Source organism: Clavibacter sp. VKM Ac-2873 (assembly GCF_015351075.1).
Taxonomy (GTDB): Bacteria; Actinomycetota; Actinomycetes; order Actinomycetales; family Microbacteriaceae; genus Clavibacter.
The window spans coordinates 1-22,014 of sequence record NZ_JADKRS010000003.1 but is presented as its reverse complement, the minus strand read 5'-3'; the positions used below and the strand labels follow the sequence as shown (position 1 = coordinate 22,014).

General features: G+C 72.4%; 22 protein-coding genes. 10 read left to right on the top strand and 12 right to left on the bottom strand.

Features of this window, described 5'->3' with window-relative positions:
* Window positions 1-56: 56 nt before the first annotated feature.
* The 3 genes from ITJ44_RS10000 (at window position 57) to ITJ44_RS09990 (ending at window position 2,430) form a co-directional block, all read left to right on the top strand.
* The gene (locus tag ITJ44_RS10000; RefSeq protein WP_194635101.1) at window positions 57-500 is read left to right on the top strand and encodes an SRPBCC domain-containing protein; all 444 of its coding nucleotides are present in this window, start codon (window positions 57-59) and stop codon (window positions 498-500) included.
* A 140-nt stretch (window positions 501-640) separates the two neighbouring features.
* Window positions 641-1,111, top strand: coding sequence for a helix-turn-helix domain-containing protein (locus ITJ44_RS09995; protein WP_194635099.1), 471 nt, complete (start codon window positions 641-643; stop codon window positions 1,109-1,111).
* Window positions 1,108-2,430, top strand: a complete 1,323-nt coding sequence (locus ITJ44_RS09990) for a HipA domain-containing protein (RefSeq protein ID WP_194635097.1) — start codon at window positions 1,108-1,110, stop codon at window positions 2,428-2,430. Before ITJ44_RS09995 ends, ITJ44_RS09990 begins: the two co-directional genes overlap by 4 nt.
* A gap of 1 nt (window position 2,431) precedes the next feature.
* Here the strand turns inward: ITJ44_RS09990 and ITJ44_RS09985 are convergent, their stop codons facing one another.
* Window positions 2,432-4,081 (bottom strand): histidine-type phosphatase, encoded by a 1,650-nt coding sequence (locus ITJ44_RS09985; protein WP_194635095.1) that lies wholly within the window; start codon window positions 4,079-4,081, stop codon window positions 2,432-2,434.
* A 218-nt stretch (window positions 4,082-4,299) separates the two neighbouring features.
* On the opposite strand from ITJ44_RS09985, the gene ITJ44_RS09980 reads away from it, so the two are divergent.
* Window positions 4,300-5,229, top strand: a complete 930-nt coding sequence (locus ITJ44_RS09980) for an AEC family transporter (protein WP_194635093.1) — start codon at window positions 4,300-4,302, stop codon at window positions 5,227-5,229.
* A 23-nt stretch (window positions 5,230-5,252) separates the two neighbouring features.
* Here ITJ44_RS09980 and ITJ44_RS09975 read toward each other — a convergent pair whose 3' ends face one another.
* The 7 genes from ITJ44_RS09975 to ITJ44_RS09945 all read right to left on the bottom strand — a co-directional run bounded on the left by ITJ44_RS09975 (window position 5,253) and on the right by ITJ44_RS09945 (window position 10,107).
* Window positions 5,253-5,411, bottom strand: coding sequence for a hypothetical protein (locus tag ITJ44_RS09975; RefSeq protein ID WP_194635091.1), 159 nt, complete (start codon window positions 5,409-5,411; stop codon window positions 5,253-5,255).
* Window positions 5,412-5,531: 120 nt separating this feature from the next.
* Entirely contained in the window at window positions 5,532-6,224 is a 693-nt protein-coding gene (locus ITJ44_RS09970) for a DJ-1/PfpI family protein (RefSeq protein ID WP_194635089.1), read from the bottom strand.
* Between the two features lie 64 nt (window positions 6,225-6,288).
* Window positions 6,289-6,765: a GNAT family N-acetyltransferase gene (locus ITJ44_RS09965; protein ID WP_194635087.1), complete on the bottom strand. Its 477-nt coding sequence runs from the start codon at window positions 6,763-6,765 to the stop codon at window positions 6,289-6,291.
* Between the two features lie 85 nt (window positions 6,766-6,850).
* Entirely contained in the window at window positions 6,851-7,819 is a 969-nt protein-coding gene (locus tag ITJ44_RS09960) for an NAD-dependent epimerase/dehydratase family protein (protein ID WP_194635085.1), read from the bottom strand.
* A 209-nt stretch (window positions 7,820-8,028) separates the two neighbouring features.
* Window positions 8,029-8,751 carry a hypothetical protein gene (locus tag ITJ44_RS09955; protein ID WP_194635083.1) on the bottom strand — a complete coding sequence of 241 codons (723 nt, stop codon included), beginning with the start codon at window positions 8,749-8,751 and terminating at the stop codon, window positions 8,029-8,031.
* A 33-nt stretch (window positions 8,752-8,784) separates the two neighbouring features.
* Window positions 8,785-9,660 (bottom strand): endo alpha-1,4 polygalactosaminidase, encoded by an 876-nt coding sequence (locus tag ITJ44_RS09950; protein WP_194635082.1) that lies wholly within the window; start codon window positions 9,658-9,660, stop codon window positions 8,785-8,787.
* 9 nt (window positions 9,661-9,669) lie between these two features.
* Window positions 9,670-10,107: an ASCH domain-containing protein gene (locus ITJ44_RS09945; RefSeq protein ID WP_194635080.1), complete on the bottom strand. Its 438-nt coding sequence runs from the start codon at window positions 10,105-10,107 to the stop codon at window positions 9,670-9,672.
* 111 nt (window positions 10,108-10,218) lie between these two features.
* Between ITJ44_RS09945 and ITJ44_RS09940 the strand changes: the two genes are divergently transcribed.
* On the top strand, window positions 10,219-11,127 hold the full coding sequence (locus ITJ44_RS09940; RefSeq protein WP_228494967.1) for an SDR family oxidoreductase: 909 nt from the start codon (window positions 10,219-10,221) through the stop codon (window positions 11,125-11,127).
* A gap of 26 nt (window positions 11,128-11,153) precedes the next feature.
* On the opposite strand, the gene ITJ44_RS09935 is transcribed toward ITJ44_RS09940, so the two are convergent.
* Window positions 11,154-11,735: an MOSC domain-containing protein gene (locus ITJ44_RS09935; protein WP_194635078.1), complete on the bottom strand. Its 582-nt coding sequence runs from the start codon at window positions 11,733-11,735 to the stop codon at window positions 11,154-11,156.
* 177 nt (window positions 11,736-11,912) lie between these two features.
* On the opposite strand from ITJ44_RS09935, the gene ITJ44_RS09930 reads away from it, so the two are divergent.
* Together ITJ44_RS09930 and ITJ44_RS09925 are read left to right on the top strand one after the other, a co-directional pair.
* Window positions 11,913-13,544: a cell wall metabolism sensor histidine kinase WalK gene (locus tag ITJ44_RS09930; RefSeq protein ID WP_228494966.1), complete on the top strand. Its 1,632-nt coding sequence runs from the start codon at window positions 11,913-11,915 to the stop codon at window positions 13,542-13,544.
* A gap of 233 nt (window positions 13,545-13,777) precedes the next feature.
* Window positions 13,778-14,461: an Hpt domain-containing protein gene (locus ITJ44_RS09925; protein ID WP_370551666.1), complete on the top strand. Its 684-nt coding sequence runs from the start codon at window positions 13,778-13,780 to the stop codon at window positions 14,459-14,461.
* Between the two features lie 224 nt (window positions 14,462-14,685).
* Here ITJ44_RS09925 and ITJ44_RS09920 read toward each other — a convergent pair whose 3' ends face one another.
* From ITJ44_RS09920 to ITJ44_RS09910, 3 genes are all read right to left on the bottom strand, one after another.
* Window positions 14,686-15,552, bottom strand: coding sequence for a response regulator transcription factor (locus ITJ44_RS09920; protein ID WP_194635072.1), 867 nt, complete (start codon window positions 15,550-15,552; stop codon window positions 14,686-14,688).
* 130 nt (window positions 15,553-15,682) lie between these two features.
* Entirely contained in the window at window positions 15,683-16,282 is a 600-nt protein-coding gene (locus tag ITJ44_RS09915) for a hypothetical protein (protein WP_194635070.1), read from the bottom strand.
* A gap of 88 nt (window positions 16,283-16,370) precedes the next feature.
* Window positions 16,371-17,207 carry an exodeoxyribonuclease III gene (locus ITJ44_RS09910; RefSeq protein ID WP_194635068.1) on the bottom strand — a complete coding sequence of 279 codons (837 nt, stop codon included), beginning with the start codon at window positions 17,205-17,207 and terminating at the stop codon, window positions 16,371-16,373.
* Window positions 17,208-17,545: 338 nt separating this feature from the next.
* Here ITJ44_RS09910 and ITJ44_RS09905 point away from each other — a divergent pair, with 338 nt between their 5' ends.
* From ITJ44_RS09905 to dnaE, 3 genes are all read left to right on the top strand, one after another.
* Window positions 17,546-18,889 carry a peptide ligase PGM1-related protein gene (locus ITJ44_RS09905; RefSeq protein WP_194635066.1) on the top strand — a complete coding sequence of 448 codons (1,344 nt, stop codon included), beginning with the start codon at window positions 17,546-17,548 and terminating at the stop codon, window positions 18,887-18,889.
* A gap of 86 nt (window positions 18,890-18,975) precedes the next feature.
* A complete protein-coding gene (locus tag ITJ44_RS09900) occupies window positions 18,976-20,082 on the top strand; it encodes a hypothetical protein (protein ID WP_194635064.1) in 1,107 nt (368 codons plus the stop codon).
* 40 nt (window positions 20,083-20,122) lie between these two features.
* Window positions 20,123-22,014: DNA polymerase III subunit alpha (dnaE, locus tag ITJ44_RS09895; protein WP_194635062.1), on the top strand; the 1,892-nt coding region annotated here is incomplete at its 3' end.

Here is a 22,014-nt window from a genome sequence, read left to right as displayed (position 1 = left end):
CCGTCGTCCGCACGGGCGGCGGCCCGTCCCCGTCCGAGGAGCCACCGGAGGTCGTCGTGAGCGAGCCCATCGTCATCACCCGCACGTTCGCCGCCTCGCGGGAGCGCGTCTTCGACGCGTGGACCACGCCGGCCGACTTCTCCGCCTGGTTCGGCGCCGCCGCGGTGGAGGTGCCCCTCGAGACCCTGCGGATGGACGTGCGCGTCGGCGGCGCGTGGAGCGCGGTGATGCGCCTGCCCGACGGGAACGCCATCGACTGGGCGGGGGAGTACGTCGAGCTCGACCGGCCGTCGCGCCTCGCGATGACGATGACCGACCGGCCCGACCAGCCCGCGGGCGAGCCGCTCACGGTCGACCTCGAGGAGGTCGTCGGCGGCGCGACGCGCATGACCATGACGCAGCGCGCTGGCGAGTTCACGCCCGAGCAGCGCGAGATGACGATCCAGGGCTGGGGCGCATTCCTCGACGCGATGGAGGGGCTGGTCGCGCCGGTCCGCTGACGAAGCCCGGTCGTGCCAGATGGCTCGCGAGAGGGCCGGCGATGGGACGGCAGTGTTCCACCCCTCAATGGCACGCTAACGTTCCATGATGTGATGTAACATGCCTGTACTACGAGATCGGGTGCTGCCGAGGAGGTTCCATGCTCGCGAGATGGCCAGAGGACCTGGGGAATGTAGCGCGCCAGCAGAGGCAGGATCTCGGCCTCTCGCAAGAGGAGCTCGCTCGTCGGGCAGGCGTGACGAGGCAGTGGCTCACACGATTCGAGACCGCTAAGGGTGACGCAGCGCTGTCCAAAGTGATGCGAGTGCTCAGGGAGCTCGATCTTCGTCTCGAAATCACGGCGAAGGTGTCAAGGGGCGCGAGTCCGGAAGCGAACCCCGCGGCCCGGGCGCCGACCGTGAACGACGACTTCATGAGTGCGTTGATGGCCAGAGTCGGCCAGAAGCCCGCATCCGACATCGCGACATCGGGCTCACGTGTTGCCGAGGAGGTGCTCCGTCGAAATCGTGATGTGAGGGTGATGGTCGAAAAGATCGGCCAGAAAGGCGCGGCGGTCGCGCGGGACCCGATGGGGCCCCCTACTCCGTCCACGCGGCAGCAGCGACCATGAGCACGCGAGTGCTGGATGTCTACCTCTACGGGCGACTGGCGGCGAAGCTGGAGAGGACTGCTCCCATGCGATATCGCTTGGTATACGACGCTGAATGGTTCGCCGCCGGAGGCCCGTCGATCTCGCTGTCGTTGCCGACGCTGCGCCGCGTGCACACGGGAGCGCCGGTCTTGAACTTCCTGGACAACCTGCTTCCCGAGGACGACGCGGTTCGACGATCGTGGTCACGAGAGAACGGCTCGGGGTCTGTGGAGCCGTTCCACCTTCTCAGCTCTCATGGGGCTGACGTGGCGGGCGCACTCGAATTCCATCCCGAGGGGCATTCGGTGTGGGGGGAGGGCTCCTTGGAAGCGCTGACGGAAGCCCAGATCGCAAACCGCATTCGAGCGATCCGGGAGGACAGGGACGCAGGCGAGGGAGACGGGGCTCCGGCGCGACCAGGTCAGTTCTCGCTCGCCGGTGCGCAAGGCAAATTCGCGTTGGCATGGTCCGACGGCAGATGGCACGAGCCGACCGGCGTGAAGCCATCCACGCACATCTTCAAGCCACGGGTTCGAAACCTGGTGGACGCGGAGATCGTCGAACACATCATCATGACCTCTGCAGCGGTGCTGGGGTTGAGCGCGGCATCGACGGAGATCAGGTCGTTCGCTGATCAGCACTCACTCGTCGTCGCCAGATTCGACCGGCACGCAGACGAGCGCGGATCCGTGACGCGTATCCACCAGGAGGATCTCGTGCAGGCGCTCGCTCTTCCCGCCTTCCGGAAGTTCGAGGAGCGCGGTGGGCCCAGCGTCCGCACGATCCTCGAACTGCTGGATCGAATCGATGAGCACGAGCTCCGGGCCCGAGCCAAGGAGCGGTTCATGAAGTACCTGCTGTTCTCGTGGATGGTGCTCAACACGGATGCTCACGGAAAGAACTACTCCTTGAAGCGTTGGCCGACGATGTTCGATCTGGCTCCGATCTACGACGCCTCTTCGTACCTCCCCTACGTCTCTCCCGCCGGGAGTGGATCGGACGACGTGCTCTCCGCCATCAATGGGACTCACATGGCGTCGCGACTAGTCGACTCTCACGGCGTCGGGGACATGGGCGCATTCCAGTGGGCTGCTGTCGGTCGTGAGGCCGGTCTCGACGGGGAAGCGTTCTTGGAGTGGGGGCGGCAGGTGGCTGCCGCCTTGCCGACGGTGTTGAGCGCGGTCGCCGGCGAACTGGAGTCGAAGCTCCAGACGCCTGTCGTCGAGTTGCTGCTAGAGCGCATCGCCGCGCGGTCGCAACAGGTACTCGGCGTCCTGGGGCGCCGCATCGACGTCTGAGTCAGCGCCGCCGGGGCCGCCGCACCACGCCGACCGCGGTGATCCCCGCCGCGCCGAGCGCGAACGCGAGGAGCACGAGGAACGGGAGCTCGTCGGCGGACATGCCCGTCGCGGCGAGCGTGTCACCGCGCGCGGCCGAGGCGTCGGCGGCGGCGATCGCGGCGGGCGAGCCGGGGAGCGCGCCGGGGTCGGACGCCCCGGGCGATGCGGTGCCGGGATCCGCCGCCGGGGCGCCCGTGAGGCAGCGACGCACCTCGCTCGCGTCGTAGAAGAGGGAGCCGGGGGCGATGGGCGTGCAGCCCGCGCGGAACGGGATCGCCTTCTCGTCGTAGAGCATGCGCACGATGCCGCGGCCGCTCGCGTCGCGGTAGACGTCCCACTGCACGTTCGCGGCCATGGGCGTGACGGTCTCGCCGCGCCAGGCGTTCGTCGCGTACGCGTACGGGGCCTCGGGGGTCACCGGCTGGGTCGAGCCGGGCAGGCCGATCAGGGCCGCGAACGGGATGATCGTCTCGGCGTGCGCGAAGCGGAAGGTCGCGGCCGTGGAGGATCCGGCCAGCCGTGCGTCCATCGAGTCGAGGAAGTCGTCGAGGAGCGGCGTCGCCATCCGGTAGGTGATGTCGCTGCCCTGGAACGCCGGGCCCTTGGAGTAGAAGTCCTCCGCGTCGAGCAGGTAGGCGAACCACTCGGTGTCCGCGTCGTCACCCGCGAAGTAGCGGTCGAAGTCGACCGTGACCTCCTCCGCCATGTCGGGCGCGATGATGTAGAGGTTGTAGAGCATCATCGCGGCGTCGAGCTCGTCGTCGACCGTGGTCTTCCCGTCGCCGCCGTCGACGAAGTGGTACTGCCCGGCCGCGAGGCGGTCGACGAAGGCGGGCGTGTAGATGCGCTCGAGCAGGCGGCGCGCGGCCTCGTGGCTGCGGGGCTGGGCGTAGATCGCGTCGACGGCGGCGGTCACGGCGGGGCCGTCCTCGTAGGCCTGGTAGTCGGCGTTCGCGGCGGACTTGTGGAAGTAGAGCGTGTCGGGATCCTTCGCGATGTCCTTCGGCAGGTGCGACGCGAGGAGCGGATCCGCCCGCTTCAGGCCCTCCGCGAACGCCTTCCCCGATGCGGTGGCGCGCGCCTCGCCGGAGCTCTCGAGCGCGACCGTGTCGGATCCCGCGTCGATCCCCGCGAACAGCGACGGCAGCCGCTGGACGACCCGCGCGCCGATGCCGCGGTGCTGGTCCGCGCCCTGGCCCGTGAGGTTGCCGTATCCGAGCTTCGTGTTGGCGGCCGTGAGCTTCTGGACCTCCGGGCCGAGCGTCTGGCCGAGCGACGTGAGGGCACCCTCGGAGCGCGCCTGCTCCCACACCTGCGTGGTCAGCGAGTCGTACTTGAAGCTCGACAGGGCGCGGGATCCGTGGCGGGCGACCGACTCCGTGTACACGGGCGCGAACCCGGCGGGCGCGGGCGCGAGGTCGGCCGCGGTGCCCTGCGGCGCGTAGGGGGTCTTGCTGCTGTAGTAGGTGCGGTCGGCGGAGCCGGAGCCGGAGCTGGTGCCGGTACCGGTCGCCGCGAGCGCCGGGAGGGCGGATCCGCCTGCGGCGATCCCGAGGGCCAGCGCGAGCGCGACGGAGGCGGACAGGCGGAGGCGGGTGCGGAGGCGCATGGGTTCCTGGTGGAGCGGGCGCGGCGCGGCAGGGGCGCGGCGGCGGGTGCGGGTCGGTCGCGGGCGCGACGCGGCCGACGCTAGGCGGATCGCATGACGCGGCGGTGTCCCGGCGCTGAACGGGCGGGGCGTCGGGCGGGGCGACGGGCGGGGCGACGGGCGTCGGCCGGGCCGGCACCGCGCCCGTAGGGTGGGAGGACGCGCGCGAGGGGAGTCGGATGATCGGGGTGCTGACGGGCTTCGCCATCATCGGCTTCATCATCGCCGTGGGCTACGGCGTCGGCCGCTCCGGGATCGCGGGCCCCGGCGCCCAGCACTCCCTCAACCGGGTCGCCTTCTTCGTGGCGACGCCCGCGCTGCTGTTCACGGTGCTCGCGAAGGCCGACCTGCACGTCGTCTTCTCGTCGTTCCTGCTCGCGTCGGCGAGCGCGGTGGCCGTCGCGGCGGTCCTCTACCTGGTGGTGGCGCGGATCCTCTTCCGCCGGCCGGTCGCGGAGACCACCATCGGCGCGGCCTCGGCGAGCTACGTCAACGCCAACAACATCGGCCTGCCGGTGGCGATCTACGTGCTCGGCGACGCGCAGCTCGTCGCGCCCGTGCTGCTGCTCCAGCTGCTGGTGCTCGCGCCGACGACGCTCACGGTCCTCGACATCTCGAGCCGCGGATCCGCGTCGGTTGTCGGGATCCTCACGCAGCCGCTGCGCAACCCGATGATCATCGCGTCGATGCTCGGCATCCTCATCGCGATCACCGGGCTCCAGATCCCGGACGCGGTCTACGAGCCGTTCCGGCTGATCGGCGGCGCGGCGATCCCCATCGTGCTGATGGCGTTCGGCATGTCGCTCGTGGGGCGGAAGCCGCTCGAGCCGGGGTCCGGCCGCGGCGAGATCATCGTCGCCTCGGCGATCAAGACGGTGGTCATGCCGCTCGCCGCGTTCCTGCTGGCGCGCTTCGCCTTCCACCTCGACGCCGACCAGACCTTCGCCGCGACCGTGATCGCGGGCCTGCCGACGGCGCAGAACATCTTCAACTTCGCGTCGCGCTACGAGCGCGGCGTGGTGCTCGCGCGCGACACCGTGCTGATCACGACGGTCGCGTCGATCCCGGTGCTGCTGGTGATCGCGGCGCTGCTCGCTCCCGGGACCTAGCGGCGGCCGACAAGGCGTCCCGTCTAGCGGCGGCGGGTCGCGGCGGTGCGCTGCGCGGCGCGCTTCTGCGCGCGCTTGTCCATCTGCGCCCGGCCCTTGGCCATGGCGGCCTTGCCCTGGCGGCTGCGCAGGAACCTCCGGATCACGGGGACGGCGACGAACAGGAAACGGATCAGCGGCATGGTGCTCCTCGGGGATCGGCGCGGACCGGTGGATCCCCGCCCCTCGACCCTGCCAGGTGCGGGCGCGCGCGACCGGGCCGGGAGCGGATGCGGCGGGGAACGGCCAGGCGGGCGCAGCGGTCAGCGGGCGTCGCCCAGCCGCTCGCCCGCGCGGGCGACGAGCTGTGCGCGCTCACGCCGAGCGTGGGCCATCGCCTCCTCGACCTGAGCCGGATCGGCCTCGGGGCGCGAGGGGTGCCCCGCGTCGAACGGCGGCTGCGGGTCGTACTCGAGGGCCAGCTGGATCGCGCGTGCCTCGGCGTCGCCGGCGATCTCCGCGGCGAGCACGAGCGCCGCGTCGATGCCGCTCGTGACGCCGCCGCCCGTGATCAGCCGGCCGTCGCGGACGACGCGCCCGGCCACCGGGATCGCGCCCAGCAGCTCGAGCAGCGGATGGGAGGCCCAGTGCGTGGTGGCGCGCCGCCCGCGGAGGAGGCCGGCGGCGCCGAGCGCGAACGCCCCGGTGCAGACGCCGAGCACGTGCCGGGCGCTGGCCGCCTGCCGCTCGATGAAGGCGAGGGCGTCGGGATCCGCCATGAGGTCGAAGGCGCCGCTGCCGCCCGGCACGAGGAGCACGTCGGCCTGCGGGGCGTCGGCGAACGAGGTCGTCGGCAGGAGCGCGAAGCCGCTGTCGGTCGGGACCGGCTCGATCCGGTGCCAGGCGAGGTCCACGACCGCGCCGGGGAGGCGGGAGAGCACCTGCACCGGACCGGTGAGGTCGAGCTGGGTCACGTGCGGGAAGACGAGCGAGACGATGCGCAGCGGAGCGGCCATCCTCCGATGATGCCGGCTCCGACGATCCCGGATCCGCCCGCCGCGCGGGAGGCCCGCGCGTGGCTCAGAGCGCCTTCCGCATCTGCTGCGCCGTCACGTCGTACCCGGCCGACGCGTACAGGGCGATCGCCACGTGGTTCGCGCCGAACACGTTGAGCGCGAGGGCGGGGGCCCCGGCGTCGCGCGTCGCCTGCTCCACCGCGGCGAGGAGGGCGCGGCCGTAGCCGGACCCGCGGCGCGACGGATCCACCAGGAGCTCGAAGAGGAACGCCGTGTCGGGCACGCCGTTCGGGTTGTCGAGGGCGACCCAGGCGCTGCCGACCCCGACGCCGTGCTCGTCGACGCCGCGCAGGAGCAGCGTGCGCGGCGTCCGGATCCCGTCGGGGAGGTACTTCGTCGTCTCGGCCGCCGCCCGCTCGAGCGCTCCCTCGGGTGCCCAGAGACCCGCCTCGACCTGGCGGGCCGCGTAGTCCTCGTCGGCGTCGGCGAGCACGCGGGCGAACTCGGTCGGGGTCATGGGGCGCACGGTCACGGAGGGCATGCAGCGCATGGTCGCAGGGGCGGGCGGGCCTGCGGCCGCGCTGTCCACGGCGGCCGGGGCGGCGCGCCCGGGGACCGGGGGAGGGTCAGCCGCGCGGGCGCTCGCCGTCGCGGACCCACGCGACCTCGGCGCGCAGCAGCTCCGCGCCCGGGCCGACGGGCGCGTAGCCGAGCGCGAGGGACGCGCGCGTGTCGAGCACGATCGGGTGCGCCGCGGCCCACGGGTGCGCGCCGCCCGCGACGCCCGGCTCGAGCGGCACGATGCGGCCGCGCCAGCCGAGCTCGTCGGCGATGACGGCGACGATCTCGGCGGCCGTCAGGGGATCCGGGTCGGCGGAGTGCAGGATCCGCGCGCCCGGCACATCGGCGACCCGCGCGATGAGCGCCGCCGCGTTCGCCGCCGCGGTGAGGTGGTCGACGGACGCGCCGCGGTCGGCGAGCTCGATCGTCTCCGCGCCCGCCAGCATCCGCTCGACGATGCCGCGCGTGCGGGCGTTCCTGGCCCAGCGGCCGTGGACCTTGGAGGGGCGGATCACCGTGATCGGCAGCCCGCTCGCCTGGGCCGCGCGCTCGACGGCCACCTTCGAGGGCGCGTAGCCCTCGCGGGTGAACGGGTCGGTGCCGTCGGCGGCGGGCGCGAGCGTCGGGTTGTCCTCGGGGATCGGGACGGGGAAGCGCGGCGGCTCGTCGCCGTTGACCTGCCGGCCCGCGTCATCGACGTGCACGGCGCGGGAGGAGGCGACGACGACGGATCCGCTCGCCCGCATCGCCGGGAGGAGCGCGTCGACGTCGGCCGCCGTGAATGCGACGAGGTCGACGAGCAGGTCGACGCCGTCGCCGACCAGCCGCTCGATCCCGGGGGCGTCGGCGCGGTCGAGCGCGTGGAAGCGGACGCCGAGGTCCCGGAGCTCGGCGGGCATGAGGTCGGGATCGCGACCCGTCACGTCCACCGACCACCCGTCGCGGGCCAGCCGCTCGGCCGTGGCGCCGCCGATCGCGCCGGTCCCGCCGAGGACGAGGGCGCGACGGGAGGAGGACGAAGAGGAGGAGGACACGGTCGTCGAGCCTAGGGGCGCGCGTCGTGGTGCGCGGCGACGCCGCGAGAGGCGAATGGTGGAGAGCTCCGGAAATCGAACCAGACGAGGCACCCCGATAGGCGCGCTCCCCGAACTCAGGACAACCTAGCGGATCCGCCTGGGCCGCCGCACGTCGGCCGCCGTCGCGCTCGGGAGGCCGGCGTCACGACGCGGGTGGGGAGGGAGCGTCAGTCGCCGACGGTGCGGACCCGGACCGTCTCCCCATCGCCCTCCAGCTCGAACGACAGCGTGGTGCCCAGCGGGAACGCGTCGCGCAGCTCCTGCGGCTGGTCGGCCGTGACGACCACGGCGGCGCGGGCGGGGACGGCGCCGGTCGCGCAGCCCTCGGGGCCCTCGACCGAGCCGTCCTGCTTCGGCGGCCCGGCGACCAGGCAGGCGACCTCGGCGCCGGTCGCCGTCTCCTGCCGCGGCACCCGGGCGACCGAGATCCCGTGGAACTCCGCGAACAGGGATCCGGGTGCGATGGATCCGGTGTCCACCGACAGGTAGGTCGCGTTGTCGGGCACCGGCGGCGGCTCCAGGGCGAGGACGGCGACGGTGTCGCGCGCGTCGCCGAGCCACCAGGCCGTGCCGCCGGCGGAGGCGACCGCGACCAGCACGAGGGAGGCCGCCCAGACCGCGGCGAGGCGCGGGCGGACGCGGGGGACGCGTCGTGCGCGCCGGGGAGGGACGGCATCGGGTCCGCCGTCGCGCGGGTCGACGTCACCAGCGCGGTCGACGTCACCAGCGCGGTCGGGCTCGCCCCGCTGCCGATCCGGCGCCGCCGCCGCATCCCGCCCCTCGAGCTCGCGCAGCCGTGCCGAGGACGCGGCGTCGCCCGGGTCGCGATCCGGCCCGAAGACGCGGCGGCGCATCTCCGCGATCTCCGCGCGCCGGTCGTCGTCGTCCATCCCCGCATCGTGTCACGCGGTGCCCGGATCCGCTCAGCAGGCGGCGAACGCGTATCCGTCCGCGGACGACGGCACCAGGTCGCGGTCGCGCACGATGGCGCGGGGAGCGGGGTCCAGCGCCCGGATCCGCGCGCACGCGCCCGCGGCCGTGTCGCGCAGGTCGTCGGTGTACTCGACGTCGAGCACGTGCGGCCCGTAGACCGCCGTGTAGTCCGCGCACTCCTCCCAGCGGTCGCACTCCTCGGCGATGGCGAAGTCGAAGCCCGCCTCGTCCCGGCCGCGCGCGCCGATGTCGGTGGTGTTCTTCTGCGCGACGGCGAGGCCCCGGCCGTGCGCGTGGTCCACGAGCAGGGTCGCGAGCGCGAGGGCGTCGTCCTCGTCGAGCGCGCCCTCCGACCTGTTCCAGGAGTCGAGGTTGTCGAACTCGACGGCCCGGAAGCCGGCGTCGGCGCAGCGGTCGACCGTCGTCGCCTGCCGGGCGGCGATGGCCGTGCGCTTCGCGGCGGTCGAGGTGTCGAGGAGGAACTCGTCGTCCCACTTCGGATCCACGAGCGGCCCGTCGTCGCCCTGCACCAGCAGGTCGTCGGGCCAGCTCTCGCCCGGCTGCGTCTGGAACCCGTTGACGTAGCAGACGCCGTACGCGCCCGCGGCGGGCTCGTCCGTGCTGTCGCGCACGACGATGCCCGCGCCCGTCGGCACGGGGGAGGCGCCGCCGAGCTGGTAGTCGAAGCCCGTCCCGACGGGCGGGAGGGCGACGGTCGCCGTCGTCTCCGCGGCGAGCACGCCGGTCGCCGGGGCGGAGCGCGCCTGGCCGGTCGGCGCCGAGACCGGGCCCGGATCCGCGGACGCGCAGCCGGACAGGGCGACGAGGGCGGCGGTCACGGCGGCGGCGGAGAGGAGGGGGCGCATCACCCGACCCTAGGCGGGTCGATCCGCGGTGCCCACCACCCGGAAGCGCTCCATCACGATCTCGGTGTCGTCGTCGAGCGCGAACCCGTCGGGCAGCTCGGCCACGACCTCGGGCGACGTCCAGAAGTCCTCGTGGCCGGCGCGCCACTCGGCGACCGTCGTGAAGCCCTCGCCCTCGTCCACCGCGTGCGCGAGCGGCACGTCCGCGAGGCGCGCGACCTCCACGGCCGTCGTCTCGATCACGAGCACCGGCCGCCCGGCGGAGTCGATGACCGCGCCGCGGGATCCGACGACGGGCAGCTCCTCGCCGTCGGCCGCGTACTGGGCCAGCAGCGAGCTGGTCGAGGTCTTCTCGCCCGAGACGATCGCGGCGACGAGCCGGTCGCGCAGCGGCCCCGGGAACGCGAACTCGACGGGCGGGAGGTCGGGCTCGGGCGTCGACGTCATGCGCCGATCGTAGGGGCCGCGCCGTCGCCACCGGCCGCCTCCCCGGACGGCGCGCACCCACCGGGCCAGGGTGGGAGGCGACCCCCGATCCCCTCCAGGAAGGCGCAGCGCATGACCGAGATCCGCAACTCCGGCAACCAGTACGAGATCCAGGACCCGATCGCGCAGTACCCGTCGCCGCCGTTCCCGCAGCAGGAGCAGACGGGCCCCGGCGACGAGCTGAGGTTCGAGCCGACGCCCGACCACGGCCAGGACAGCTACGTCGGCTTCGGCCGCCTGAAGGGCCGCAGGGTGCTCATCACGGGCGCCGACTCCGGCATCGGCAAGGCCGTCGCGATCGCGTTCGCGCGCGAGGGCGCGGACATCGCGCTCAACTTCCTCGACGAGGAGCTCGAGGACGCGCGCGACACCGCGTCCACGATCGAGGCCGACGGGCGCACCGCCGCGCTCGTCCCCGGCGACATCTCCGACGAGACCGCCTGCCAGGACATCGTGCAGGCGTCCGTCGCGGCGCTCGGCGGCCTCGACTGCCTCGTGATGGTGGCCGGCTACCAGCGCAACGAGGACGACATCCTCGACCTCGACACCGCGCAGCTCGACCGCACGATGAAGACCAACGTCTACTCGCTGTTCTGGCTGAGCAAGGCCGTGATCCCGCACCTGCCGAAGGGCGGCAGCATCATCACGACGAGCTCGTCGCAGGCGTACCAGCCGAGCCCGGACAAGATCGACTACGCGGTCTCCAAGGGCGCGATCCGCAACTTCACGCAGGGGCTCGCGCAGCAGCTGGCGCCGAAGGGGATCCGCGTCAACTCGGTCGCGCCCGGCCCGTTCTGGACCGTGCTGCAGCCCGTCGGCCAGTCGGCGTCGGACGTGGAGGAGTTCGGATCCCAGTCGGTCTACGGCCGCCCGGGACAGCCCGCGGAGATCGCGGCGACGTACGTGTTCCTCGCGAGCCAGGAGTCGAGCTTCACGAGCGGCGAGACGATCGCGGTCACCGGCGGCACGCCCGTCCACTGAGGCGCGCGGGATCCCGGCGGCGCGCGTCAGAACAGGCGCGCGCCGCCGTCCGCGTCGTCCGCGCCGTCCACGTCGGCGAGCGGGCGCTCGGTGCGCAGCACGGCCGGCCCGACCGTGAGGATCCCGTCGCCGAGCGGTTCGCAGCGCACCCCGCCGCGGCCGCGGAGCGCGCGGAAGGCCCCGGGCGCGAGCATGACGTCCATCCACGCGCACGGGTTCGCCGGGCGGTGCCCCTGGAACTCGACGGGCCCGTGGCCGGAGTCGATGCTGAAGCGCATGCCGCGCAGCCGGTCCACGTCCGCGCCGCGCAGCAGCACGTTGCGGCGGGTGTCGACGGGATCCAGTCCCGCGTCGACGCCGAGCTCGCGCGCCACGCGCTCCACCGACTCGACGGCCATCACCGTGACCGCCGCCGTGCGGTGCGCGCGCTGGCCGAAGTAGCGGTCGCCGACGATCCCGAGCCCGGCGCGCACGCGCACGGAGACCCGCGACGGCGGCTCGCCCGGCTCGTCCCGCGGGCCGTCGGACGGGCGTCCCTCGAGCCGGTGCACGGGCGACGCGACCAGGAACGCGATCTCCACGCGGTGCTCGTGCGGGAGGTCGGTCATCCGGGAATCGTACGTGCCCATACCACGGGGTACGTCACCCAGGGGCTGACGCTCCACTCGTGGCTAGTATCGATGAGCGGGACGGGGTGACCGCATCCGGGGGGTCACGTGGGCGAGGTTGCTCCCTCCGACGTGCGGCGCGGCCACGGGTCCCGCGCGCAGGCCATGCTCCGCAGCATGACGTTCTCGAAGCCGCTGCACGCGCAGCTGCCCTTCATCCTGAGCCTCGCCGTGGTCGGCATCGTCGCGGGCGCAGGCGACCTCGACTCCGTGGCCGATCCGGGGTTCGTCGCCGGGGCCGTCATCGCCGCGATCGTCACGATCCTCGCGGCCGTCGTGCCCTGGGAGCGCATCGACTCCGACTGGGTCGCCGTGCTGCCGATGCTCGACTTCGCGGCGCTCGCCCTCTGCCACGACGCGATCGCCGACCAGGTGCCGTCGACCGCGTTCCTCATCGTCTTCCCCGTGATCTGGCTCGCGTACGCGTTCGCCCTGCACGTCCTGTGGCTCGGCGCGATCGGCACGGCCTCGGTCCTCGCGCTGCCGTTCTTCCGGACGGGCACCCTCCCGGAGGGCACGGTCGGCTGGTCGCACCTGGTCGTGCTCCCCGTCGTGATGCTGCTCGTGGCCGTCGCCGTGAACCTGCTCGCGCAGCAGCTGATCCGGCAGCACGCGCGCCTGGAGGAGATGCAGCTCGAGCTGACGGGCACGCTCGTCGACCTGCAGGAGCGCAACTCGATCATCGACGGCGTGCTGGACGCGATCGACGACACGGTGGTCGTCCTCGACGTCGACGGGCGGATCATGCTGCGGAACCGCGCGGCGCAGGAGCTCATGGCGCTCGCCGGCCCCGCCGACCCGGACGACCCCATGCTCGGCATCCACGTCTACGAGGAGGACCGCACCACCGCCGTGCCGCCCGAGCGGCAGCTCGTGGCGCGCGCCCGCGCCGGCGAGGTGGTCGGCCGCGAGGTCTACTGGGTGGGCGACGGCGGCACGCAGAAGGCCGTGCTCGCCTCGCTGTCGCCGCTCGTGGACGCCTCCGGGCGGATCTTCGGCACGGTCGTCGTCAGCACCGACGTCACGGCGCTCGCGCTCGCGGTCACCGAGCGCGAGGACTTCGTCGCGAGCGTCTCGCACGAGCTGAAGACGCCGCTGACCTCGATCCTCGGCTACGTCGAGCTCATCGCCGACGACCTCGTCGAGGACGACATCGACGACCGCATCACCGCCGCCCGCCTCGCCATCGTGGAGCGCAACGCGCAGCGCCTCCTCGGCCTCATCGGCGACCTCCTCACGGCGGCCCAGCACCGGCTCGCCGTCAACCGCAACCTCGTCGACGTGGGCGAGATCGTCGAGAACGCGCTCGACGTGATCCGCCCCCACGCGATGGCGAGCGGCGTCACGCTGGTCGAGCCGGACTACGCGGAGCTGGTCGCCGAGGTCGACGCCGTGCGCATCGGCCAGGTGCTCGACAACCTGCTGAGCAACGCGGTGAAGTACACCCCGGAGGGCGGCACGGTCGTCACCGAGGTGGACGTCGAGGGCGACCACCTGCGCCTCTGCGTGACCGACGACGGCGTGGGCATGTCGGCGGAGGACACCGCGCAGCTGTTCACGCGCTTCTTCCGCACCAGCTCCGCCCGCGCGAGCACGGTGGCGGGCGTGGGGCTCGGCCTCAGCATCACCCGGTCGATCGTGGAGGCGCACGAGGGGACCATCGAGGTGCAGAGCGCGGTCGGCACGGGCACCACGATGCGCGTGCGGCTGCCGCTGCGCGTCGGCTCTGCCACACCGCGCCCGACTTGAGCTGATCTTGTCCCCACCTTGATCGGATCCGGCATGCGCCGGTGTCACGCTCGGAGGACGACGGGGCCACCCGTCCGACACGAGCGATCGAAGGACCGGATGATCCCCCACGACCACCCCGCGAGCGGCGCCCGAGCCGCGCGCACCGGGTGCCGTGCCGGATCCACGGATGCGCGGCCGGTGCCCGACGGCGGCCTCCCCGGTCCTTCCGATCGTCTCGACGGTGGCCGGGCGTGAGCGCCCATGCCGCCCGGGTCCCGCAGCTCCCCCCGCTCCTCGACGTCCGCGTCCTGGAGCAGCTGCTGGCCGAGCTGTCGGACGAGCCCGGCCCCGCCCGCCTGTCCGTCGTCCCCGCGACGGACACCCCCGCTCCGTCCCCCGGCGTTCCCGCGCCAGGGGGCGTGACCCCGCCGCGCGGCCACCCCGAGCCGCGCCGCGGGACCCCGTCGTCCGGATCCCCCCGTCCGGACGACCGTCTCGCGACCCGTGGTGCCCCCGCACCCGGTCGCGGGCAGGCGCCGGCCGGAACCCCCCGTCCGGTCGGCGCCCCCACCGCCATCCCCGCGCCCCCGGAGCCGACCTGCCCCGGCGCGCTCACGGACGGGCAGCACGCCTGCGTCGACTTCCTGCGCTTCTTCGTCGACCTGTGGCCGAGCCGCTGGGTCCGCCTCGACGCCGCCGTGCGCGCCGGCGACCGCGCGGCCGCGCTCGACGCCTGCCTGAGCGTGAAGAGCTCGGCGGCGATGGTCGGCGCGCTCCTGCTCAGCGACGAGGCGGCGCGGCTCGAGCAGGCCATCCGGTCCGCCGACCACGGCCGCGCCACCGCGATGCTGCCGGAGCTCGGCGAGGTGGGCGAGCGGAGCATGGACGCGATGCGCTCCTGGATCCGCGCCGAGGCGGGCTACCCGCCCGACTAGACCCGTGCGCGAGGCCGCCCCGACGGCCGACGCGCACGCCCGCCCGGCTCCCGCGACAGGCCGGTCGGAGGAACGGAGCGGGATCCCACCCGAGGGGACCCCGATCCACGGCGCAGCTGCTGCGGGACCGGACCGGTCCCGCGGCAGCCCCCCGATGTCCGTCGGCGCCCGGCGCCTCAGCCGCCCGGCGCTTCAGGCGCGCGGCGCTTCAGGCGCGCGGCGCTTCAGGCGCGCGGCGGCGCGAGCCGGTAGCCGACGCCGCGCACCGTCTGGATCCACCGCGCCTCGCGCGGATCGTCGTGCAGCTTCCGGCGCAGGTTGCCGAGGTGCACCTCGACCGCGCGCTCCTCGGGCTCGGTGGAGGAGGCGACGGCGTAGGAGCCGCTGCGGATGTCGCGCACGAGGTCGCCCTTCGTGCGCACGCGCCCGCCGCTCGCGAGGATCGACGCGAGCAGGTCGAACTCGGTGCGCGTGAGGTCGACCGGCTCGCCGTCGACCGTGACGTGGCGGGTGCCCTCGTCGAGCTCGAGGCCGTTGTGGCGCAGGACGTCGTCGTCCGGGGACGCGGGCTCGGCGGCCGGGGCGGGCGCGGGGACGGTCGTGGGGGCGGCGGCCGCGGACAGCGCCGGCTCGTCCGCGTCGGCGGCAGGGGTAGCGGCGGGGGCAGGGGCGTCGGGGGTCACCGGGATCCCGGCCGCGGGCGTCGCCGTCGCGTCCCCGCCGCGCGGTCGGCGCATCATCGCGGAGATGCGGGCGCGGAGCTCGCGGGGGCGGAACGGCTTCACGATGTAGTCGTCCGCCCCGGCCTCGAGCCCGAGCAGGGTGTCGACCTCCTCGCCCTGGGCCGTGAGCATCACGATGTAGGCGTCGCTCACGAGGCGGATGCGGCGCGCGGCCTCGAACCCGTCGAAGTCGGGCAGGCCCACGTCGAGCGTGATGACGTCGGGCGAGACCTCCTCGGCCAGCCGGACGCCGTCGGTCGCGGTGCCGGCGGAGTGCACCTCGAAGCCGCCCTGGCGCAGGACCACCTCGAGCAGCTGGCGGATGTCGCCGTCGTCCTCGATGACCAGAGCCACACGTCCGCTGTCCACTACCGCCCCCTCGCATGCCGCGTGCGCGGCCGTTCCCCCGGATCCGCGTCAGGCGCGCCGGACCTCCCACGCTAGCGGACCGCCGCGCCCGCGCCGCCGTGGCGGCTGGCCGGCCTGCGCCCGCGCGGGATCAGGTGACCGGGGAGGACCCGGGCACGGCGACGAGCACGAGCACGGCGCCCAGGATGTACGCCGCGAGCGAGGCGCCCACGCCGATGAGGAGCACCAGCCATGGCCGGGTGCGGCCGCGGATCATGCCGACGAGCGCGACGATCACGGCGATCCCCGTGAGCATCAGGGGTCCCGCGACGGAGAGCGCGTAGCCGATCGTGAAGAGGGAGTCGTCGCAGACGTAGGCGTCCACGTCGCACGCGTCGGTGACGAAGATGAGGCCGAGCCCCATCGCGGCGATGCTGCCGCCCACGACCGCGGCGACGAGCATGGAGACGAGCGTGGTGACGAGGATGCGGCGGTCGATCCGGCGGATCCAGCGGGGCACCCAGTCGGGGCCGGCGGGGTCGTCCTCGCGCGCGGCCTGGCGCGCGGCGGAGCGCGCGGCGGGACGGGCGTCGGGGCCCGCATCCGCCCGGCCGCGTCCGCGGGGGAGCGTCGGCAGGGCGATCCTCGGGATCTCCGGCAGGCGCCGCCGGCGGGCGGGCGGGGCGGCGGACCGGCGCCCGCGGGAGGCGCGGCGGCCGGGGGCCGGGGTCGCGTCGTCGTCGGGGGTCACGCCACGAGACTACGGGGCGCGTCCCGCCCGGCCGGAATCGGCGGCGACGCGACGGGCGGGCACGACGGTGCGGCGCCCGGACGACGGATCAGAAGATCATCGGCCGATCGTCGTCGAGCTCGGTCTCCACGTCGAGGTCGACCGCCACCGGCACGTGGTCGCTCGGGCCGTCGCCCTTGCGCTCGTCGCGGTGGATCCGCGGCGCATCCACGAGCTCGGCGAACCGGCCGTTGCCGAGGATGAAGTCGATCCGCATCCCCTGGTCCCGCGGGAACCGCAGCTGCTGGTAGTCCCAGTAGGTGTAGCCCTCGGGGATCGACGGCCGCACGACGTCCGCCAGCCCGGCGTCGAGGAACGCGGCGAATGCCGCCCGCTCGGGCTCCGAGGTGTGCGTCTTGCCCTCGAACAGCGCGGGATCCCACACGTCGGTGTCGAGCGGCGCGACGTTCCAGTCGCCCATGAGCGCGAGCGGGGTGGCGGGATCCGCGGCGAGCCAGGCGCGCGTGTCGGCCGCGAGCGCCTGGAGCCACTCGAGCTTGTAGGAGTAGTGCGGATCGTCGAGCGCGCGGCCGTTGGGCACGTAGAGGCTCCAGAGGCGGACGCCCGCGACGGTCGCGCCCATCGCGCGCGCCTCGAGCGGCGACTGCCCGGAGGCGTCGGGCTTGCCGAAGCGCGGCATCCCCTCGAAGGTCGTCACGACGTCCTCGAGCGGCAGCCGGCTCGCGATCGCGACGCCGTTCCACTGGCTGAGGCCGTGCACGGCGACCTCGTAGCCGGCCTCCTCGAACGCCGCCATGGGGAACTGCTCGGGCTTGCACTTGATCTCCTGCATGGCCAGCACGTCGACGTCCTCGCGCACGAGCCAGTCGACGACGCGGCCCACGCGGGTGCGGATGGAGTTGACGTTCCAGGTGGCGACGCGCATGCGTCCACGGTAGCGGGAGTGGGCGGCCGGGCACGCGGGCGTCGGGTCCGGGCACGCAGTGGCAGCGGCGCCGATGCCCCGAAGCGCCCGGCCGTTGCAGGCGCCCGGTTCGCTCCCACCCCGGAGCCGTCGCTCGTGCGGGGTCGCCCCGTCATGTCGGGTGCCCCCGGAGCGCGAAGGCGGGTTCTGCACAGTCGCCACTCCGGCAGGGCCACCCCGGGGCTCCCGTCCGGTAACGTCACCAGCCGAATCAATCGGCAGAACGCGCTCGTCGTCTCGAGGTCGCGCCGGTCAATTGCGTACGCACCCACCAAAATCGACCAGCCCGAGGGGCGCCCATGCCGAAGATCGTCATCCTGAACAATCGCGCCGAATATCCCACCGGCATAGGGCTGGACTCGATGGAGGCGATCGCGAAGACGGCCGCACGTCATTTCTGGCTCGTCGAGGCGGGGGACATCGTGCTCGCCCCCACGGTGATCGACTCGGACTTCATGGGCTACGTCGGGAAGATGCGCGGCTTCAACGAGCGCTCCATACGGTACGTCACCACGGGGAGGATCCTCCGAGATGACGTCCTCACGGCCCCGGACACGATCGCGCATCTCCATCGGCTCATGGCGACCGAGGACGACTGGGCGCTCATGCCCTGCTTCATGACGGAGGGTGTCGCCGTGCTGAGCGAGGCGCTCGGGATCGCCTCGCTCTCCGGGGAGGGCTTCGCGGCGCAGCGCGGCGGGGACCTGTTCAACAGGAAATCCCACTTCCGGCAGATGGCTGCAGGGATCGGCATGCCGATCCCCCGTGGGGCGCTGGTCCATGACAGGGCCGGGTTGGCGCGGGTGATCCCGCGGCACACGGCGGCGACCGGGGCGTTCATCATCAAACGCGACAACAGCGCGGGGGGCTTCGGGAACATAGTCGGCACCAGGGGGCCGAGCGTTCCCTTGCCGGGTGCGCGCGAGACCATCCCGCTCGGTGAGGACGTCGCCGGATTCTCAGACTCTGTCTGGTCGAAGGTCGCCGAGGGCGAGAAATCGACGGTCGTCGTAGAGGAATATCATCCCGCGACGCACATCTTCTACTTCGAGTTCCTCATCGACGACCAGGGCCGTCCGGGCTTCCTCGACAGCGGCGACGTCAGGATGGAACTGGACGACGACGCCGCTGCGAAGTCGATGGTGTGGGAGGGGCTCGACATCCCGGCCATCCTGCCGCCGTATTCCCTCGTCTTGGCATCCGGTTGGGCCCTGCGCTTCGCCCAGCTCGCAGCTGCGGTCGGCTACAGGGGCTACCTGAACATCGACGGCATCCTGACCGCGGGAGGCGACATCCTCTTCAACGAGGTCAACGCGCGCTGGGGCGGCGGCTTCGTGCTACACCGGATCGCGGAAGCGCTCATCGGGCCCAGATACGCTGACGCCGTCTGCATCTCGTCGCTTCGGAACATCCCGGTCATCGATGTCATGCCGTTCGTCGGCCTCCTAGAACGGACCAGCTTGGCCTGGTCCCGCGACCGAGGCGAGGGCGTCGTGCTCGTGACGGCCGACGGCCGGGAGTCCGACACCATGGAGTGCCTGGTCATCGCGAAGACCAGATCACGAGCCCGAGAGCTGGAGGCGGCGCTCAAGCTTGAGGCCACGGCGTTCCCGGGTTCCGCTCGTCGCTCCACGACCACGTGAGACCGCGCTTCGCCTACACGCACCGCGCATTCCTCGTATGGGCCGCGGCCGCGTTCGCCGCACGGCTCCCGGTCGCCATGGCTCCCTTGGCCCTGCTGTTCCTCGTGCAAGGCCGCCCCTCCGGGGCCGCTCTGGGCGGGGGGCTCGCAGCGTCGTACGTGGTGGGGGAGCTCGTAGGAGCGACGTGGCTCGGGGTCCTCCTGCGGCCTCGGAACTTCACCGCATTCCTTTCGGTCTGCCTGCTCCTCGGCGGGATCACGGCCCTCGGCCTCTCGCTGTCGGGTGCCGCCCTCCCGATCGCATGGCTGATCGTGCTCTCATTCGTCACGGGTATCGCGCCTGCGGCGGCTCCGGGGGCGATCCAGGTCTACCTGTTGAACTCGTTCGCGGAAGAGGACGCCGCCCGTGCTCTTGCGGCGGCCCGGATCCACGGCACGCTCGTCTGGACCGCAGCTCCTGGACTCGTCGCCGTCGCCGGAGTGACCGCGTCCGCGGGCACTCCCCTGATGGTGAGCGGTCTCATCCTCGTGGCCGGTGCGGTGCTGGTTCTGCTCATCACGACGGACCGGGCCCCGGAAGCGTGGCGGCCCCGGACCAGGGGCGGTGTCGGGATCGGTGCGGGCTGGCCCGTGTACGTCACATCCGCCTTGGTCATGTTCCTCATGGCGCTCGTCGAGCTGGGGCTCCCTGCCCTGTTCGAATACCGCGGCATCGAGCGGCTGTGGCTCGGAGCGACCCTCGGCGGGTTCTCTCTCATCGGGGCTGCCGGCGCCCTGTGGTATGGCCGACGGGGGCTCCCCGGTGGGCTGAGGATGCAGGGCAGCTATCTGCTCCTCGGAATGCTGGTCAGTGTGTGCTCCGCCGCCTTCGCACCGGGCCTAGTGGGGATGGGTGCGGGGGTCGTCGCCGCGGGGCTCTTCATGTCCGTCCTGCTCCTCGTGCGAAGCCTCGAGCTCAAGTCGATCGTCGCCCCGGAGGCCCAGAGAGCGGCGTTCTCGCTCAACTACACGGCCTCGTGCGCGGGTTACGCGTTGTCCGCCGCCGCCGCGGGATGGATGTTCAGCATCTTTCGCCCCGACGCGGTGATCGGGATCGCCGGGGCGTTCGTGCTTGTGGCTTTCGGGGGGGTCGTGGCGGTGCGTTCCCGTTCCGCGAGCCGGCCTGCCGACTTGCCCCAGGCCGACGTGGTCTGACGTACGTGCCTGTAACACGAACACATCCGAGAGATCCCAGATGAAGAACGACTCCTTCGTCCACCTACACGCGCACACGGAGTACTCGATGCTCGACGGCGCGGCGCGCGTAAAGCAGCTCATTGATGCAGCTGTCGAGGAGGGCATGCCCGCTGTCGCGATGACGGACCACGGCAACGTGTTCGGCGCATTCGACTTCTGGCGCACCGCCAAAGCGGCGGGGATCAAGCCGATCATCGGGACGGAAGCGTACGTCACCCCCGGAACTCACCGCTCTGACAGGAGCAGGGTGCGGTGGGGCAACGGCGGCGGCGACGATGTCTCCGGCTCGGGGGCATACACGCATCTGACGATGCTCTCCGAGACCACCGAGGGGATGCGCAATCTCTTCCGCCTGTCGTCGCGTTCCTGGCTGGAGGGCTACTACTTCAAGCCGCGCATGGACCGCGAGCTGCTCAGCACGTACGCGAAGGGCCTCATCGCCACCACCGGCTGCCCGTCCGGCGAGGTGCAGACGCGCCTCCGCCTCGGCCAATACAATGAGGCCCTCACAGCGGCGGCGGACTTCCGGGATATCTTCGGTCGCGAGAACTACTTCGTCGAGGTCATGGATCACGGCTTGGGCATTCAGCGTCGGGTGATGGGTGATCTGCTCAAGATGTCGAAGGATCTCGACATTCCCCTCGTCGCAAGCAACGACCTCCACTACACGCGTGCGGCGGATGCGACGGCGCATGATGCGCTGCTGTGCGTGCAGTCCGGCTCGACGCTGGACGACCCCAAGCGGTTCAAGCTCGACAGCCATGAGTTCTACCTGAAGACCGCGCAGCAGATGCGCCACCTCTTCCGCGATCACGAGGAGGCGTGCGACAACACGCTGCTCATCGCGGAGCGGTGCGATGTGCAGTTCAACGAGTCGGCGAACTACATGCCGCGCTACCCGGTGCCCGAGGGGGAGAGCGAGCAGACCTGGTTCGTCAAGGAGGTCGAGCGCGGCCTCGTGCGGCGCTACCCGCGCGGCTTCTCCGACGACGTGCGCAAGCGCGCCGACTACGAGGTCGGCGTCATCGCGCAGATGGGCTTCCCGGGCTACTTCCTGGTCGTCGCCGACTTCATCGGCTGGTCGAAGGAGAATGGGATCCGGGTGGGCCCTGGCCGCGGCTCGGGTGCCGGGTCGATGGTCGCGTACGCCATGGGCATCACCGACCTCGATCCGCTGGAGCACGGCCTCCTGTTCGAGCGGTTCCTCAACCCGGATCGCGTCTCCATGCCCGACTTCGACGTCGACTTCGACGACCGTCGCCGCGGCGAGGTCATCCGGTACGTGACCGACAAGTACGGCGACGAGCGCGTGGCGCAGATCGTCACGTACGGCACCATCAAGGCCAAGCAGGCGCTCAAGGACGCGTCGCGGGTCCTCGGTTTTCCTTTCGGCATGGGCGAGAAGCTCACGAAGGCCATGCCGCCCGCGATCATGGGCAAGGACATCCCGCTGGACGGGATCATCGATTCTTCGCATCCGCGTTACAAGGAGGCGGTCGAGGTCCGCAACGTGATCGCGGAGGATCCGCAGGCGAAGCTGGTCTTCGAGACTGCGCTGGGCATCGAGAACCTCAAGCGGCAGTGGGGCGTGCACGCGGCCGGCGTCATCATGTCGAGCGAGCCCCTCATCGACATCATCCCGATCATGAAGCGGGAGCAGGACGGCCAGATCGTCACGCAGTTCGACTATCCCGCGTGCGAGTCGCTCGGCCTCATCAAGATGGACTTCCTGGGGCTGCGCAACCTCACGATCATCGACGACGCGCTCAACAACATCGAGTCGAACCGCGGCGAGAAGCTCGTGCTCGAGGACCTGGGCCTCGACGACCAGGGCGCATACGACCTGCTCGCGCGCGGTGACACCCTCGGCGTCTTCCAGCTCGACGGCGG